Source organism: Virgibacillus sp. AGTR, from assembly GCF_016919725.2.
Classification (GTDB): domain Bacteria; phylum Bacillota; class Bacilli; order Bacillales; family Amphibacillaceae; genus Virgibacillus; species Virgibacillus salarius.
In genome coordinates this window covers 1-15,386 of record NZ_JAJERH010000092.1, presented here as the reverse complement: position 1 = coordinate 15,386, position 15,386 = coordinate 1, and the positions used below count along the sequence as shown (strand labels likewise).

Here is a 15,386-nt window from a genome sequence, read left to right as displayed (position 1 = left end):
AGCGAATTTTGCTCCGTTTTTCTTATATACGAATGGGAATACTAAACAAAAATAATCATATGTTGAGGTGTTAACAATCCGTAACTTCATTTTTTTTCTTATAGTACTTGTTGTAATGGTATTTTTAACGGGCTGTACGGAAGATGAAAGCGATTTTGCAGATCAAAAAAATCAACAACCTGAAAAGGAAAAAGAGAACGTAACTACCTCAAGTGATCAGCGTAGAGTACTAGCAACTAACCTACAAGAGCCATGGGAGATCGAGGTTGTAGATGATCGTATTTATATTAGTGAACGAACAGGTCATATTGTTACAGTAAAGGAAGGAAAGGTACAGCGCAAGCGAGTGGAGTTTGCTGCAGATTTATCTCAGCAATCGGAGGCTGGCTTATTAGGGCTGGCATTTCCAGAAGATTTTTCATCAACACAAACAGCATTTGCTTACTATTCCTACGAAAAAAGTGGAGCTTATTTTCAAAGAGTGGTTAAAATAGAGGAAAAAGAAAGTAACTGGATAGAGACAGAGCGTATGATCGATGAAATACCGGGTGGTGAATATCACCAAGGTGGAAGGTTAGAAATAGGACCAGATAATCGGCTATATATTACAACTGGAGATGCGACGAATCCAGAATTGGCACAAAGTAAAAATAGTTTAGCAGGAAAAATATTACGGATGGAATTAAATGGGACTGTCCCAGAAGATAATCCTTTTGGTAATTCGTATGTGTATTCTTATGGTCATCGTAATCCTCAAGGACTTGCTTGGGATGTGGAGGGGCAATTATACGCTACGGAACATGGCTCCGATGCACACGATGAAATTAATCATATAAAAGCTGGTAACAACTATGGCTGGCCAATTATTCAGGGAGATGAAGCGCAAGATGGGATGGAGCAGCCAATTGTACACTCGAACGAACAGACGTGGGCACCTTCTGGAATGGCTAATTTACATGGAAACTTCTATTTTGCATCATTAAGAGGAGAGGCACTTCGTCAATTTAACCCAATGACTGGAAGTGAAGTGGAGGTTATTTCAGATATCGGAAGAATACGTGATGTGTTTGCAGATCAACATGGGTTATATGTAATTACCAATAATACTGATGGGAGAGGGAGCCCATCACAGGAGGATGACAAGTTGATTTATATAACAATTCCAGAAAATCAGCTTCATCAATAATGGTTTTTGTTTACAATTAGAACCTCTTTGTTTCATCCTGTAGTTTTACAACTGAAATGAATAGGTCATAATGAACATCATAGGAATACAGCCTAGTATATCGTCGGCGCATTAGGAGGACAATATAGAATATATAATAGCTTTTTAAGTACAATCGGTAAATTATCGAAGACATTAGATAGAAAGAAGTGCTTTACTCATGAAAAAGGTATTAAGAAGAATACGTTTCTTATTTACATTTCCTCGTTCTGTCCCGTTTATAAAAGACTTTTTCATTGCTGAGGATATTGCAACAGCAAAGAAATTATTATTTGCAGGCTTTATCATCGGTTATTTTCTTCTACCATTCGATTTAATTCCAGATTTTTTATTAGGATTTGGCTTACTGGATGATGTGACGGTAGCAATTTTCTTACTTCAATGGATGGTGAAAATGGCACCTCAATCGTTAAAGGAGAAATATTCATTTTAATAGCGTTGGAGGGCAAAAGTGTTTAAAAATTGAACGCCTTGACAATGGTGCGTAACTGAAGAGCGGGGGTTGATTTAAATAAAGACGGGCTGGTAAATATGTCTCAGCCCGATGGAGTATCTCAAAAAATAAAATGATATTGTTGGGTTGTCTAATGCTTGTTACGCTCTTTCTCATTCGGAATATACTTCGTAAAATAAGCTGCAAATAAAAGGAATATAAAGGACAATCCCCAAGAAACAATTCCGTTCCATTGGAAGTTAGTTCTTAGCCCAACAACTAATATAATAGCACTCAATCCAATAAAAAATACTGTTAAGTATCGTTTCACGAAAAACACCCCGATTGCTAAGGTCAATAGTTCAATAGTATGGTATGCATCTATTATAATATGTGTTTCGTAAAATTTATATCATAATGTTTTTTCTTGGTTAGAACGAATTGTTCTAACCAAGAAAAATGGATAGAAAATTGCTGAAAACACTTTTCTATTGTCCTGCTACATCTCGTTTCGTGAAAAATAACCAAGATAAAAGGATGAATACTACATAATAAATAATTAACATTGTGATGGAAAATCCTAATGTCATGCCTTCAATCCATGGTGTTCTACCATCTGCATATTGACTTAAATCTGTATTTGCAAATAAGATATATTTTGCCCATTCCTTATCTTGGAAAAAGCCTACAATCGAATTCCCAGCCATCATGAGGAAAATGGCAGTACCAATTGCTAACGCACTATTACGGAATACGGTAGATATCATAAATGCGAAAGTTGTCATCATTACAAGGTTGACCATACTGTATCCATATTCTGAGAAAATAGTTGGTATTAATGAAATAGTCGTATAACCGCTAGCTTCGTTACTTACTATGGATGGATTCATTCCTTCCACACCAAAGAATACTGCGCCAATAATAAAGGAGAATAGAAAAACAAAAATGGATGTAAATAAGGCAAATAATAAGACAGAAATATATTTAGATAATAATATACCACTACGACTGATTGGTCGTATTAATAATAGTTTAATGGTACCCCAGCGAAATTCATTTGCAACAATTCCAGCTGCAATTATAATTGTCAATAAGCTTACTACGGAAAGTAGCAACATGTTTTCCCTTAGGAACTGCCAAGCACCGTAGGGTGTTGGTTGAATATTATTGTCTAAGTAATAATTGTTCTCCTCGATGATACTTGCGTTTAAGCTACCTACAAATTCGTCCTCTTCTCCTTCTTTCTGCAATTCTTTATTTTCCTGCTGTAGTACTTCCTGCCAATCATCACCTTGATATTGTTCACCTAATTCGCCAAAGCTATTTGTCATAACTGCCAAACCAATAATGATGACGCCTAATATAATGTACATAGCCCATGTTGATTTACGAATATATATTTTTAGTTGTTCATTATAAATAAGTTTTAACATTCTACTCAATGGTATTCTCTCCAATCAGTTCAAAGAATTGATCTTCTAGCGTCCCTTTTGTTACGCTAACTTGATAAATAGAACAATCATTTTCAACAAACGTTTTTATGATTGCAGGTATTTTTTCTTTCTCGCCTTGGAAGGAAAGGCCGTTGTCCATTACAATTGTTTCTATATCATAATGTTCCTTAAGCAAGTTCTTGGCTTTTTCCAGTGGCGTTACTTCCACTTGGATTTTGGTAAGATTATCTACGGATGCTTGTTCACCAACATCTTGAATGGATATTAATTCACCATTTTTTATAACCCCAATCCGATCACACATTTGCTCAATTTCAGATAGTAAGTGACTAGAGATAATAATTGCAACATCTTCTTCTTTTGCCAACTTCCTTATGTATTGACGGATTTCACGAATGCCAGCGGGATCTAATCCGTTTGTTGGTTCATCCAAAATTAATACGGAAGGCTTGTGAAGCAGCGCCTGAGCAATACCAAGTCGTTGTCGCATACCTAAGGAATACTTTCCAACCTTGTCATGGATGGGTTTCTCTAATCCTACTAGATTAATTACCTCATTAATTCTATCTTTTGTAACACCAGGAATCATTCTTGCATAATGCATTAAATTCTGCCATCCACTCATAAATGGGTACATTTCAGGATTTTCAACAATCGCTCCAACTTCACGCACCGCTTTTTTATAATTTGTTTTAATACTGTTACCCAAAATATGAATGTCACCATCTGTCAGTTTCATTAAACCGACCATCATACGAATAGTAGTTGTTTTTCCTGCGCCATTTGGGCCAATGAAACCGAAGACCTCTCCTTTATATATAGAAAAGGATAATCCCTTTATAATTTCTTTGTTACCAATTGACCTTTTCACATCGATTAATTCCATTGCTGCTAAAGTCATCTATACTACCTCCAATAAATTGCTAATAACTAGTACGAAATAATAATATTATTTGTTTCAATAAAATAAAAAAATCTCCAAAATGTATGGCATATAGCTTGTACATCTTGGAGACCTCTATTTAAGGGGGGAATATGATTAAGAATGTTCAACCTGGATAACAGTCAATCCATCAGCAACCTATGCTATTTCACTAAATCTGGATTTTCATTTTTTGCTTGCTTTACACGAGGCTTACGATATCCACCAGCGATGTCGGCTTGTTTGAAATCCTTGGAATAATGGACTTCTTGTGCATCAGAAAGTTGCTTGTTTTTCGTTGGTTGATATTGTGTATTTCTCATTTAAAAAATCCTTTCTTAAAAATGGTTACATCATTTATCTACCCTGTGTGTATAAAATAAAACATTCATTTTTAATTAATACCAAGAAGTTCCCACCTTGTTAGAAGAGAATCCGTTTAACTTAATATCCCATCGAAAATTCAATTCTTTTTCAAACTTTCAGAATACAAGTTTGAAGGGTTATAATAGAAATATACATTCCAGAAGGGGGAAGGGATATGCGTGAAGTTGTAATCGTAGAGGGATGTAGGACAGCAGTTGGAAGAAGAAAGGGAGCGTTAAAGAATTATCGTTCCGATGAGCTTGCTGCCATTATTCTTGAGGAACTAGTAAAGCGAGCAGGAGTAAAAAAGGATATAATTGAAGATGTAATTTTAGGATGTGTCACTCAATGTAATGAACAAGCAGGTAATATTGCTAGAACTGCAGCTTTGATTGCTGGATTTCCAGTACATGTACCTGGAGTGACGATTGACCGTCAATGTGGTTCAAGCCAGCAGGCAGTTCATTTCGCAGCGCAAGCTATCGCTTCCGGAGACATGGAAGTAGTTATTGCAGGTGGCGTGGAAAGTATGACAAGGGCACCAATGTTTTCTAATGTTGGAGAAACAAAGCCAAGTAACAAGCTAACGGCTAATTATGAAATTGTTAATCAAGGAGTTTCCGCAGAAAAGATTGCACAGCGTTGGCATATATCGAGAGATATGCTGGATGCATACGCTTTAAGGAGTCATAAACATGCAATCCATGCAGTGGATCAGGGGCGGTTTCAAAAGGAAATTGTACCTATACATAGTGAAGAAAAGGATAGTGTGTTTGATACAGATGAAGGTCCTCGTAGGGATACTACATTAGAAGCATTGGCTAAGTTAAAAGCAGTTTTTATGGAGGAAGGAAGAATTACGGCAGGGAACTCGAGTCAAATGAGTGATGGAGCAAGTGCGGTATTACTCATGTCGAAGGAGAAAGCAGCTATGCTCGGTTTGGAACCTAGAGCAAAAATAATTGCGCGCACTGTGATTGGTTCTGATCCAACACTGATGCTGACTGGACCAATTGCTGCTACAAAGCAGGCATTAAATAAAGCAAGCCTCTCCATTGATGACATAGATCGATATGAAGTAAACGAAGCATTTGCGTCTATACCTATCGCATGGTTACATGATTTAAATGCAGATCAACGTAAATTAAATGTAAATGGAGGGGCTATCGCTTTAGGGCATCCATTAGGTGCAACTGGTACAAAGCTACTCGTTTCCCTCCTTCATGAATTAGAGCGTATTCAAGGGCAGTACGGATTAGTAGCTATTTGTGAGGGTATGGGTATGGCGAATGCTACGATTATTGAGCGACTTTAGAATTAGTTGAAAGATAAAATCTGATTCATTTTCATAAATAATAGAACTTATTCTATAAAATGTAGTTAATATTTGATATGATATTTTTATCGTTGGCTAATGATGTCCAAATTTAGCCTTACGTACTTTTTGCTAGTTAAGGAGATTATAATATGGAATGGAAAAATATTTATCGTGGAATACTGATGGGAGCAAGTGATGTTATCCCTGGTGTGAGCGGTGGAACTATTGCTGTATTATTAGGAATATATGATAGATTAATAGCTGCTATTAATGGATTCCTAAGCAAAGATTGGAAAAAACAATTAGGCTTTTTAGTACCATTAGGTATTGGTGTCGCAACAGCTATACTACTCTTAAGTCATGTCATAGAGTGGCTTTTCGAGCATTATCCTGGTCCGACACAATTCTTTTTTTTAGGCTTAATTATTGGTGTGCTGCCGTATTTATTTCGTAAAGCAGAAGCAAGGTCGACATTTAAAGGTAGGCATATTCTGTTGCTGGTTATAGGGATTATCATTGTTGGATCGATGTTTTTCTTAAATGCAGATGAGGGTGCCATTATAACCCAATTAAATACGACCACGTATATATTGTTATTTATATCTGGTTTTATTGCAAGTAGTGCCATGATCTTACCAGGAATAAGTGGTTCATTTATGTTACTGATACTTGGAGTTTATCCAACTGTCATCGGTGCAATTAGTAACTTTCAGTTAGATATTATAGTAGTCACAGGAATTGGGATTGTGATTGGAATTGTTATTATGAGTAAGATTATCAACTATTTCCTAACACATCATAAGACAGCAACATTTGCCGTAATAATTGGTATGGTTATTGGATCTGTATTTGTGGTGTTTCCTGGATGGCCTGAAACTCCGGCGTTAGTGCTTACTAGTATTGTTTCGTTTGCTGGAGGACTTTTCGTTGCTTATATATTAGGAAGAGTAGAATATTAAAATAGAGCAAACAATAAGACAAAGTTCGTAAAAATCGTTACAATGGACGTAGTAGGAAAGAGAGGGATAGACATGGAACCAATTAAATCAGAAGAAGCATTTAATGAAATTATCCAACATGAAGAGCCGGTAATTATTAAGTTTTTTGCAGACTGGTGCCCAGACTGTAAGCGAATGGATATGTTTATCGGTGATATTTTGGAGGAATTCAATAACTATAAATGGTACGAAATTAATAGTGATGAGGTTAAAGGCATCGCAGAAAAATATGATGTTATGGGAATTCCAAGTATTTTAATTTTCCAAAATGGGGAGAAAAAGGCACACCAGCATAGTGCCTATACAAAGACTCCGGAATCAGTTACGGAATTCCTTCATCAACAACTAGGATAAGAACAAAAGCGTAAGCGCCCGATTAGAAACTAGTGACTGGAGCAAGTTAACGGAGATAAAGGAATCATGATGTGCTTGCGAGCCAATGCTGACTTAGATTAGGGCCATTCGTGAAGTCGCCTCGTTTCTGGGCGTTGGAGCTTGACGTAGCATCAACATTCCCGTATTTATCCACATGGGTAAATTTTATAATTCCTAAATTTCCTAGACTATAAAAAACTGTCGAGAAGCTTTTCTCGGCAGTTTTTTGATCGCTTGTTACCGAACAGTAACAACTTAATGAGAGATGGTACCTATGCAACTGACGTCTTCATAACCTATTATAGGTATAAATGAATAATTGAAGGAAAGAGGTGCTCTATGGATAATCATCTATTTCTTTTTGGTAGCGGTCCACCATTCACTAGTAAAATGGCTAGTCTTTTTATGAAACAAAGTAATGTATTTGCCGGTTCTATATCCGTCCTCTTTATCGAGCGAAAAGGTTGGAGAGCTTATATGCCAACATATACAAATTTATTAGAGAAAGCAGGAGCTAGAAATTTTAATTATTTACCGCTTCCGAGTACCCCAGTAGAGACTGTCATAAATACTGTAAAAGAAAGCTCTGGAATTCTAATTGGCGGAGGAAATACAAACCTTTATGCTGATTACATTGTTGATTCACCCATTTCCGATGTAATTAAACATCGGTATGAGCTTGGTGCCCCTGTAGCGGGATTTTCAGCTGGGGCATTAATTAGTCCTAAATTTTGTATTATTTCGCCAAAAGATAATGTGAAAGGTATTTATCAACAAAGAGCTGGTCTAGGATTACTTTCAAAGCTTGTAATCGCCGTTCACTTCTCACAGTGGCAGGATGAGGAACATTTAAAGCAAGCTGTTCAAGCTCATATAGATTCCGATAATTACGGAATAGACGAACGAGCAGGCATTTACCTGCTTAATGGCAAATTAGAAGCAACGGAAGGCTGTGGTATTTATCAAATACAAAATGGAGATGTAGTAAAAATTCAAGCAAATGATAGGATTTCTTTTACTCATACAAAAACGAGGCTGAGACAAAAGAATGAGAAACAATTAAAAATGAATGATGATTAGTTGAAATTAATTATCGTTCGTTTTTTGATCAGAATCATTCTTTAGCACCTGAAATAAGCGAGACTCCGGCGGGAACAGCACGAGTCCGAAGATCCACGTGGTAACGTGTTTTTCTTTGCCAAGTTAGCTGAGGCCGTTGCCCGTGGAAAGCGCGTATATTTTCACGGTGCGGCGATGCCCCTCCTATTGATAACATGATTATCCGTATTTTGAGTAAAGAAGTTGTGTTTTGTTCCAGCCTCGTTTGAAATTTATCCCGTATATAGCTTGCAGTAAGATCTCCACAGATTGAAGCTTCACTATATATTTTCATGTATTTGTGGTACGTTAGAAGGCAATTCTTATTTTGCGGTTTTTTGAAAAAGCATATAGTCAGTAGCCATATTAACGGCACTTGTTGCCTCTATATATCCCCAAAGGTCGTTGAGCACCGGTTTGGAGGTTGTTTGCAAGATACTTTTAATATCATTTGGGCTTAGATTCGGATTTGCTTCTAACATTTGTGCAATTACACCAGCACAGATAGGAGTAGCCATAGATGTTCCAGATAGTTGTAAATAATAATCATTTACAACTTGCTCAGGTACTTGTTGTTCTATTTTAGAGTTGGGTGCTAATAAGGAGATTATATCCGTACCTGGTGCATAGATATCTGGTTTAATTAGTGAGTCAATGGTTGGTCCTCTGCTAGAATAAGTAGCAATATGATCATCAGAACGTTCTTCTGTATTTTGATCCATTGTTGATCCTACGGTAATAATAAAGGGATTGATAGCAGGCGTAGTGATTGTGGTTTGTTCAGGGCCACTATTACCAGCTGCTGCACAAACGACAATCCCCTGATGCCAAGCTTCTTGTACTGCTACGGCCAATGGATCATCTCGATAAGATTCATATGCCTGTGCTCCTAATGAAAGCGAAATAATGCGAATGTTGTAGTTATGTTTATTAGTTACACACCAATCTATTCCCTCAATGATCGTGGATAATCTACCACTACCATTCTCGTCAAGTACTTTTACACCAATGATCGAAGCCTCGGGAGCGGGGCTGGTATATAACCCTTCTGATTGATGTCCATTCCCAGCAGCGTCTCCAGCACAATGGGTGCCATGTCCATTATCATCGTATGGTTCGTTCTGATTATTTATAAAATCTTTGAAGGCGATCACACGATTGGTGGGTTGTGTTAAATCAGCATGTGGATGTACGCCAGTATCAATTACTGCAATGCTAACTCCTTTTCCAGTTAGTCCGCTCTGTTCTTGGATGTCGATAGAGCCAATCTGTTTACTGGCAACATCAATAAGGCGGTTACGGTACGATTATAAAAAATGCGTTCAACGGCATCGTGATCTTTAATCTGTTTAATCATTTGTGGGGTTAAGTCTCCACAGATTGATCTTCTGCCAATTTCTTTGTCTAATTTACTATGGTTGTCTAGTTGACAACTATGAAATAAATCTTTTTTCTTATTATCATCGGTGTCTCTAGAATAGTATACGATTACTGGTAATTTTTCATTTGTTGTTTCGTAAGGATCTTCTCTGCGTTTTATCCGTAATTGTTCTACTAAACTCGGATCGAGTCTGCGACCAGCCTCTTCAAACCAAACTTTTTTTCTGTTACTCATTTTCTTCCTCCTTGTGATTTTAATTTTTTAAAATCTACAAAATAGAGCTATAAGTAATGAGAACAAACCCGTTGGCATGGTGGATATCTCAATTATTTGGTCATCTTTAAGAAAATAAGTGTCATGTAGCTTGATTTGATAGGATAAGTCCTTGCTAATAGATTAGCATTGGATGATATTGTGAACAATATGCCGAAATTACCAATTTAAACTATTCGGGCAATAAAATATATTCAGAAATAAGAGGCGTGTTTTATGATGAACATAGACGTTGTAAGGTTAACTGTACATGCGCTGTTTGTTTACTAGTATTTTTTCTATAAAAATAGAGGGAGAAAAATAGTTCTGCTCCCTCAAGACGTTTTACTTAATCTGAAAATCAATCTCCTTTTCTTTTCTGAGGTGTAAATATGTGTTCGCTAATATAATTCCATCATTTTTAACCTGTTCTTGGTAAATATTGTTAAAATTGTCGCTTGGAAAGGGGTAAGCTACACTTTTAATTTGCTGTTTATTAAGGAATTGAGCGTTATCCGGTTTATTTATCTGGTTATCCCACTCTATTAAGAAGGGGAGATTGCTTTGCCCTTGTGGAAATAGCATTTTCCATGACAAATTAGTTCCATCAGGTTTTCTTCGATGTCCTGCGACAGGTCCAGTGTATTTCATCGAAGAGGCTTGAAATTGGTCGATAAATTTACCTAAATGATCTGTTCTTAATGCAATTTGAACAGGTAGTTCTTCATTTTGTTGAAGAGTTGTAACGAGTTGCTTAATTAGTGGATTAGACGATTGCTCTGCAACGGGCTTGTCAAAAATCCCAAGCCATTCTACATAACAATCATTTGCAAAATAGGCTAAATAATTATAAGTTCCCCAAAACTCATGTCTTCCTCCTTCCACGATTTTTATACCATGCTGTAAAGCTAATTGATGCGCTGCATGAGCTGGATCCTTACTGGCTATTACAATATGATCTAATGCTAGCATTTGATGACCTCCCTTTAAAACTTCTTTTCATTTCCTTTGTTACTCAGTATAATGGATAAAAATTAAAGATGAAGGGGAAAAGGAGCAATGCAGCAACCAATATTAAAAGAATTCCCACAAGAATTTCACACGAGAAGGCTATTTATTCGCTTACCACTACCAGGAGATGGTACAGCTGTCTATGAAGCAATTCAAGCAAGTAGAAAAGAATTAAAAAAGTGGCTTCCTTTTGCAAAAAGTGAACAGACACTTGAAGAAACAGAAATAAATATAAGAGAATCGCATGTGGATTTTTTAAAGCGGGAGGATTTACGTTTTCTTATTTTCGACCGAGTAAGTGGAGCTTTTATTGGTAGCACAGGTCTACATCGTATCGATTGGGACGTTTCGAAATTTGAAATTGGTTATTGGATTGATTCTAGATGCCAAGGAAAAGGGTATATGACGGAAGCAGTAGCGGGCCTGACTGAATTTGCATTTCAAACATTAGGAGCAAACCGGGTGGAGATCAAATGTGATGAACGAAATGAGCGAAGTAGAGCAATATGCGAGCGTCTAGGCTACACCTTGGAAGGTATTCACAGACAGGATTCTCGAGCTATAGATAGTGATGAGCTCCGTAATACGTGTATATATGCTAGGATAGAATGGTAGGGTATGTATCATTCGTCTAGACGGATAACGATACATGTTTTTAAAATTACAAATAAAGGCTGGATTTGATAGCAAGATAAGTATAAAAAAGCAGGTGATAGCATGAGTCAACCAAATATACTAATTGTTGAGGATGAACAGAAATTAAGTCGAGTTTTACAACTTGAATTAGAATATGAGCAGTATGTGACAGAAGTGGCAGCTAATGGAAAGGATGCACTACAATTAATAGAAGCTAAGGATTGGGATCTTGTACTTCTGGATATTATGCTTCCAGAGCTTAGCGGTTTAGAGGTTTTAAGAAGAGTAAGAAGATCAGATGAGAGGACACCGATTATCTTGTTAACTGCAAGAGATCAGGTGCATGATAAGGTCAGTGGCTTAGATTTAGGTGCGAATGATTATATCACGAAACCATTTCAAATTGAGGAATTACTTGCACGGATTCGCGTGCATTTAAGGACTCCGGTTAAGAAAAATGATAGTAATGGTGATACGCTATCTGTTGGGAATTTGCATATCAATCCACAAAGCAGAGAAGTGAAACGTGAGGATGAACAAATTGAATTAACACCTAGGGAATTTGACTTGCTTGTTTGTCTGTTGAAAAATAAAAACATTGTTTTATCAAGAGAGCAATTAATTGAGCAGGTTTGGGGATTTGATTATTTTGGAGATACCAATGTTGTTGATGTATATATTCGTTATTTACGCCAGAAAGTGGATAAAGGTTATGATCAAGCATACATACAAACTGTGCGAGGTGTTGGTTACACGATAAAGGATCATGTCTCATGAGGTTGCGAACAAAGATTCAATTGTTTTCAAGCTTGTTCATTCTCGTATTAATTGTATTAATTAATACGTCCATTTATGTTTTGTTTTATAAAATTTCTACCGATAGTCAATTGGAGCAGTTGGCAGAACAAACAGATACGTTGGTAAAAACGATTAAAGAACATCCTGATGTTACATCTAAAGAGCTGCTACGTTCATTTTCGCCGCAGCAAGGTATGATCCAAATCGTTGATCGGTCAGAGACAGCAATGAAAAGTTCTTCTCAATCGAGTAATTATAAGTTGGCACCTAAATTTACGAATACAGAAACACAAATGATACAAAAGCAGGCGCATGAACCCGATGTTGCAGTTGTATCTAAACCGATTATTTGGGAAACAGGAAAACATGCAGGTGAGGTAGTTACCTTACAAGTATCCAAGCACCTTGTAACCTTAGATAATACAATGACTACCTTGTTTTACGTACTGCTAGCTGCATCTGGAATCATGCTTATTCCAATTATTATCGCTGGAAATGTACTTAGTCGGTTTTTATTAAATCCAATAAAAGCTTTTATTCATACCATGCGAGAAAATATGAAAGAAGCGAGTTGGAAAAAAATTGATGTAGACAAACGATCTCGGGATGAAATTTATGAGATGGAGAAGACATTTAATGAGATGATTGATCACTTAAAGGATAATTTTGAAAAGCAGGAAATATTTGTATCTGATGCATCTCATGAATTGAAAACTCCTATATCAATAGTAAAAAGTTATGCTCAATTGTTGGAGCGGAGAGGAACGGGCAATCCATCACTAGTTAAGGAATCTATCGAGGCTATTGATTCTGAAGCAGATCGTATGAGCAAACTCGTGGAGCAAATGCTAAGCCTGGCAAAAAATAAGGAGTCAGCTGTCATGAAAAAAGTAGATATAGCTGACTTAGTAGAAGAAACAGTCACTACGTTTCGCGGCGCTTATTCCAGAGAGATACAATTTGATCAAGTACAGCGAAAATTATTGGTAAATGGTAGCCGTGATCAGTTAGAGCAGGTAATCTACATTTTAATAGATAATGCGCTTAAATATAGTAATGAAAAGATAGAAGTTAGGTTAGAAGCGAATAATAATCAGGCTGTTTTTTCGGTAAGGGATTATGGGGCTGGAATTCCTGCACAGGAGCTGGATCGGATCTTTGAAAGGTTTTATCGTGTAGACAAAGCTCGTAGTAGGGATACAGGTGGAACAGGCTTAGGTCTTGCAATAGCAAAGGCAATAGTAAAAGAACATCAAGGGAAAATAGCAGTTATAAGTGAAATGAAAGAAGGTTCAACCTTTACTGTTAGTCTTCCAATTGTTTATTCCGCATAAAAGTGACAGAACGAACACTCTATTCTTAGTAAATTTTAATGTGAATCACCGTAGCTTCTCAGATATGTTTAGTAACTTTGGGAAGTAAGGAGGGGTGAACTTGAATAAGAAAGTAAGTACCATTATAGCTAGTATTGTAGCGATTAGCCTGCTAAGCTTGGGTATATTTTATTTTAGCATTAGATCATCTGGTGCAGAAATTTCTAAATTAGAAGCAGAAAACATAATAACATCACAATATCCGGGAAGTATTCATGGTGAAGTAGAAAAAGATGAAACACATGGTTATTTTCACGCAATTATTGATCATAAAGGTAAAGCCTACGATATTCAAATAGATGAAAATACTGGAAAAGTATTAAATTTAAAAGAGCTGAGTATCTCTGTTGACGATGATTCTACCCATGAGTCTAAAGAGAAGAAAGAAAAGGAACAAAAAGCGGATTCCAATAATGATAAGGAAAATCAGCAGTCAGAAAAAGAAGTTATTATTACTAAAGCTAAAGCGCGAGCACTTGCTTTAGAGCAATTTGAAGGAACCATTGAAGAATTAGAACTTGATGAAGATGATGGTCGGATGGTTTATGAGGTGCAATTAGTTAAAGGAGAAGACGAGGCTGATATTACCATTGATGCATTTACAGGTGAAGTTATTTATAAAGATATAGAAAGAGATAATGATGATTAAGTGGATTCCGCATATAACTGACAGTAAGACCCCACTGATTGAAGTTTCACTTTGAGCTATTCAGAAACTGTCGAGGCGTTGCCTCGGCAGTTATTCTTTAAAACGCCATTACTTTTCATACACCCATGCTTTATTATTTTTGCATGAAAAGGGGAATGGAGAGCATCCTGAATCAGAAAAGACTTTCTCACCATCTTTTGTTTTTCTTAACAGATTAATGATTACATGTAATTATGTGCTACGTTAAAATAGATTTATTTTTTCTCATTAAATTCTAATGTTATTCACACGGTCTTCTTATTCTTAATGGTTATGATATAACTAACAAGAAATGAGGAGGAATAATAAAATGAAAAAAACATTTAGTATTGTAATAGGAACACTTATAGGAGCTACGATTTTTGGAACAGGCATTTATCACTCACAAGCTGATGAAGCAAATCCAAAAATAAATAGTGATCAGGTTCGTCAAATGGTTGAGGAGCAGTATTCTGGAACGATTACTGAATTAGAATTGGAAAAGGATTTGGATAAAGCGGTGTATGAAGTAGAAGTAAAAGAAAAGAATATTGAGCATGATATTAAGCTAGACGCTAACACAGGAGAAGTACTACACGAAAGCTCCACAGAAAGAAAAGACGATGATTTGCAGGATGATTCATCCGTTCAATTAGATAAGGAAGCTATCATTGGTGTTGACAAAGCGAAAGAAATTGCTAAACAAAACTTTGATGGTAACGTAATAAGCATTGAGCTAGATGAGGATGACAATCAGCTAGTATATGAAGTTGAATTAAGAAATGGTAAGAAAGAAGCAGACTTTGAACTTGATGCAAAGAACGGTGATATTATAGAAATGGACATTGATACAGAAGACGATGACGATTAAATAAAGTGAAATTTCCATCCGGCTTTTACTGAAACAAATACGTACAAAGGCTTCATTCGCCACGTCCTGTGGTAACGCCTTTGTGACCTACTTCCATGTAGGCCCGAACCAATCGGACATTTACTGGCAGTTGATTCCCTGTAACCATATAGGTTTCACTTTATTGCATAAAATGGGGATATTACTGCCAGTTATAGGCGGGATAAAA

General features: G+C 36.5%; 18 protein-coding genes. 11 read left to right on the top strand and 7 right to left on the bottom strand.

The window, feature by feature from the left end; genetic code table 11:
* Window positions 1-115: 115 nt before the first annotated feature.
* Both JUJ52_RS20825 and JUJ52_RS20820 read left to right on the top strand, forming a co-directional pair.
* Window positions 116-1,186: a PQQ-dependent sugar dehydrogenase gene (locus tag JUJ52_RS20825; protein ID WP_051388272.1), complete on the top strand. Its 1,071-nt coding sequence runs from the start codon at window positions 116-118 to the stop codon at window positions 1,184-1,186.
* A gap of 199 nt (window positions 1,187-1,385) precedes the next feature.
* Window positions 1,386-1,658: a YkvA family protein gene (locus JUJ52_RS20820; protein ID WP_026680325.1), complete on the top strand. Its 273-nt coding sequence runs from the start codon at window positions 1,386-1,388 to the stop codon at window positions 1,656-1,658.
* 151 nt (window positions 1,659-1,809) lie between these two features.
* Here the strand turns inward: JUJ52_RS20820 and JUJ52_RS20815 are convergent, their stop codons facing one another.
* The 4 genes from JUJ52_RS20815 to JUJ52_RS20800 all read right to left on the bottom strand — a co-directional run bounded on the left by JUJ52_RS20815 (window position 1,810) and on the right by JUJ52_RS20800 (window position 4,357).
* Window positions 1,810-1,989 carry a hypothetical protein gene (locus JUJ52_RS20815; RefSeq protein ID WP_026680326.1) on the bottom strand — a complete coding sequence of 60 codons (180 nt, stop codon included), beginning with the start codon at window positions 1,987-1,989 and terminating at the stop codon, window positions 1,810-1,812.
* Window positions 1,990-2,146: 157 nt separating this feature from the next.
* Window positions 2,147-3,091 carry an ABC transporter permease gene (locus JUJ52_RS20810; protein WP_308036061.1) on the bottom strand — a complete coding sequence of 315 codons (945 nt, stop codon included), beginning with the start codon at window positions 3,089-3,091 and terminating at the stop codon, window positions 2,147-2,149.
* Window position 3,092: 1 nt separating this feature from the next.
* Window positions 3,093-4,013 carry an ABC transporter ATP-binding protein gene (locus JUJ52_RS20805; protein WP_026680328.1) on the bottom strand — a complete coding sequence of 307 codons (921 nt, stop codon included), beginning with the start codon at window positions 4,011-4,013 and terminating at the stop codon, window positions 3,093-3,095.
* 185 nt (window positions 4,014-4,198) lie between these two features.
* Window positions 4,199-4,357, bottom strand: coding sequence for a YfhE family protein (locus tag JUJ52_RS20800; RefSeq protein WP_080668632.1), 159 nt, complete (start codon window positions 4,355-4,357; stop codon window positions 4,199-4,201).
* 218 nt (window positions 4,358-4,575) lie between these two features.
* Here JUJ52_RS20800 and JUJ52_RS20795 point away from each other — a divergent pair, with 218 nt between their 5' ends.
* From JUJ52_RS20795 to JUJ52_RS20780, 4 genes are all read left to right on the top strand, one after another.
* Window positions 4,576-5,715 (top strand): thiolase family protein, encoded by a 1,140-nt coding sequence (locus JUJ52_RS20795; protein WP_205389552.1) that lies wholly within the window; start codon window positions 4,576-4,578, stop codon window positions 5,713-5,715.
* 152 nt (window positions 5,716-5,867) lie between these two features.
* Window positions 5,868-6,677, top strand: a complete 810-nt coding sequence (locus JUJ52_RS20790; RefSeq protein ID WP_026680330.1) for a DUF368 domain-containing protein — start codon at window positions 5,868-5,870, stop codon at window positions 6,675-6,677.
* A 72-nt stretch (window positions 6,678-6,749) separates the two neighbouring features.
* Window positions 6,750-7,070, top strand: a complete 321-nt coding sequence (locus JUJ52_RS20785; protein WP_026680331.1) for a thioredoxin family protein — start codon at window positions 6,750-6,752, stop codon at window positions 7,068-7,070.
* Between the two features lie 360 nt (window positions 7,071-7,430).
* Window positions 7,431-8,171, top strand: coding sequence for a Type 1 glutamine amidotransferase-like domain-containing protein (locus tag JUJ52_RS20780; RefSeq protein ID WP_121604524.1), 741 nt, complete (start codon window positions 7,431-7,433; stop codon window positions 8,169-8,171).
* 341 nt (window positions 8,172-8,512) lie between these two features.
* On the opposite strand, the gene JUJ52_RS20775 is transcribed toward JUJ52_RS20780, so the two are convergent.
* The 3 genes from JUJ52_RS20775 to JUJ52_RS20765 form a co-directional block, all read right to left on the bottom strand.
* The gene (locus JUJ52_RS20775; RefSeq protein ID WP_308036060.1) at window positions 8,513-9,394 is read right to left on the bottom strand and encodes a S8 family peptidase; all 882 of its coding nucleotides are present in this window, start codon (window positions 9,392-9,394) and stop codon (window positions 8,513-8,515) included.
* Window positions 9,395-9,420: 26 nt separating this feature from the next.
* Complete coding sequence (locus JUJ52_RS20770; RefSeq protein ID WP_226983616.1) at window positions 9,421-9,804, bottom strand: hypothetical protein; 384 nt, start codon at window positions 9,802-9,804, stop codon at window positions 9,421-9,423.
* Between the two features lie 363 nt (window positions 9,805-10,167).
* Entirely contained in the window at window positions 10,168-10,794 is a 627-nt protein-coding gene (locus JUJ52_RS20765) for a VOC family protein (protein WP_121604526.1), read from the bottom strand.
* Window positions 10,795-10,881: 87 nt separating this feature from the next.
* Between JUJ52_RS20765 and JUJ52_RS20760 the strand changes: the two genes are divergently transcribed.
* The 5 genes from JUJ52_RS20760 to JUJ52_RS20740 all read left to right on the top strand — a co-directional run bounded on the left by JUJ52_RS20760 (window position 10,882) and on the right by JUJ52_RS20740 (window position 15,178).
* Window positions 10,882-11,448, top strand: coding sequence for a GNAT family N-acetyltransferase (locus JUJ52_RS20760; protein ID WP_026680333.1), 567 nt, complete (start codon window positions 10,882-10,884; stop codon window positions 11,446-11,448).
* Window positions 11,449-11,550: 102 nt separating this feature from the next.
* Entirely contained in the window at window positions 11,551-12,246 is a 696-nt protein-coding gene (locus tag JUJ52_RS20755; RefSeq protein WP_121604527.1) for a response regulator transcription factor, read from the top strand.
* Complete coding sequence (locus tag JUJ52_RS20750; protein ID WP_205389553.1) at window positions 12,243-13,601, top strand: sensor histidine kinase; 1,359 nt, start codon at window positions 12,243-12,245, stop codon at window positions 13,599-13,601. The genes JUJ52_RS20755 and JUJ52_RS20750 overlap by 4 nt, the downstream gene beginning before the upstream one ends.
* Window positions 13,602-13,701: 100 nt before the next feature.
* Window positions 13,702-14,289 (top strand): PepSY domain-containing protein, encoded by a 588-nt coding sequence (locus tag JUJ52_RS20745; protein ID WP_026680336.1) that lies wholly within the window; start codon window positions 13,702-13,704, stop codon window positions 14,287-14,289.
* A 349-nt stretch (window positions 14,290-14,638) separates the two neighbouring features.
* On the top strand, window positions 14,639-15,178 hold the full coding sequence (locus JUJ52_RS20740; RefSeq protein WP_026680337.1) for a PepSY domain-containing protein: 540 nt from the start codon (window positions 14,639-14,641) through the stop codon (window positions 15,176-15,178).
* The last annotated feature ends 208 nt before the right edge of the window (window positions 15,179-15,386 follow it).

Bases quoted from the DNA above. Each gene is read 5' to 3' on its own strand.
- JUJ52_RS20825 (WP_051388272.1), top strand. From the start codon at position 116: ATGGTATTTTTAACGGGCTGTACGGAAGATGAAAGCGATTTTGCAGAT.
- JUJ52_RS20760 (WP_026680333.1), top strand. From the start codon at position 10,882: ATGCAGCAACCAATATTAAAAGAATTCCCACAAGAATTTCACACGAGA.
- JUJ52_RS20785 (WP_026680331.1), top strand. From the start codon at position 6,750: ATGGAACCAATTAAATCAGAAGAAGCATTTAATGAAATTATCCAACAT.
- JUJ52_RS20780 (WP_121604524.1), top strand. From the start codon at position 7,431: ATGGATAATCATCTATTTCTTTTTGGTAGCGGTCCACCATTCACTAGT.
- JUJ52_RS20810 (WP_308036061.1), bottom strand. From the start codon at position 3,091: ATGTTAAAACTTATTTATAATGAACAACTAAAAATATATATTCGTAAA.
- JUJ52_RS20805 (WP_026680328.1), bottom strand. From the start codon at position 4,013: ATGACTTTAGCAGCAATGGAATTAATCGATGTGAAAAGGTCAATTGGT.
- JUJ52_RS20770 (WP_226983616.1), bottom strand. From the start codon at position 9,804: ATGAGTAACAGAAAAAAAGTTTGGTTTGAAGAGGCTGGTCGCAGACTC.
- JUJ52_RS20750 (WP_205389553.1), top strand. From the start codon at position 12,243: ATGAGGTTGCGAACAAAGATTCAATTGTTTTCAAGCTTGTTCATTCTC.
- JUJ52_RS20740 (WP_026680337.1), top strand. From the start codon at position 14,639: ATGAAAAAAACATTTAGTATTGTAATAGGAACACTTATAGGAGCTACG.
- JUJ52_RS20755 (WP_121604527.1), top strand. From the start codon at position 11,551: ATGAGTCAACCAAATATACTAATTGTTGAGGATGAACAGAAATTAAGT.
- JUJ52_RS20820 (WP_026680325.1), top strand. From the start codon at position 1,386: ATGAAAAAGGTATTAAGAAGAATACGTTTCTTATTTACATTTCCTCGT.
- JUJ52_RS20800 (WP_080668632.1), bottom strand. From the start codon at position 4,357: ATGAGAAATACACAATATCAACCAACGAAAAACAAGCAACTTTCTGAT.
- JUJ52_RS20765 (WP_121604526.1), bottom strand. From the start codon at position 10,794: ATGCTAGCATTAGATCATATTGTAATAGCCAGTAAGGATCCAGCTCAT.
- JUJ52_RS20790 (WP_026680330.1), top strand. From the start codon at position 5,868: ATGGAATGGAAAAATATTTATCGTGGAATACTGATGGGAGCAAGTGAT.
- JUJ52_RS20795 (WP_205389552.1), top strand. From the start codon at position 4,576: ATGCGTGAAGTTGTAATCGTAGAGGGATGTAGGACAGCAGTTGGAAGA.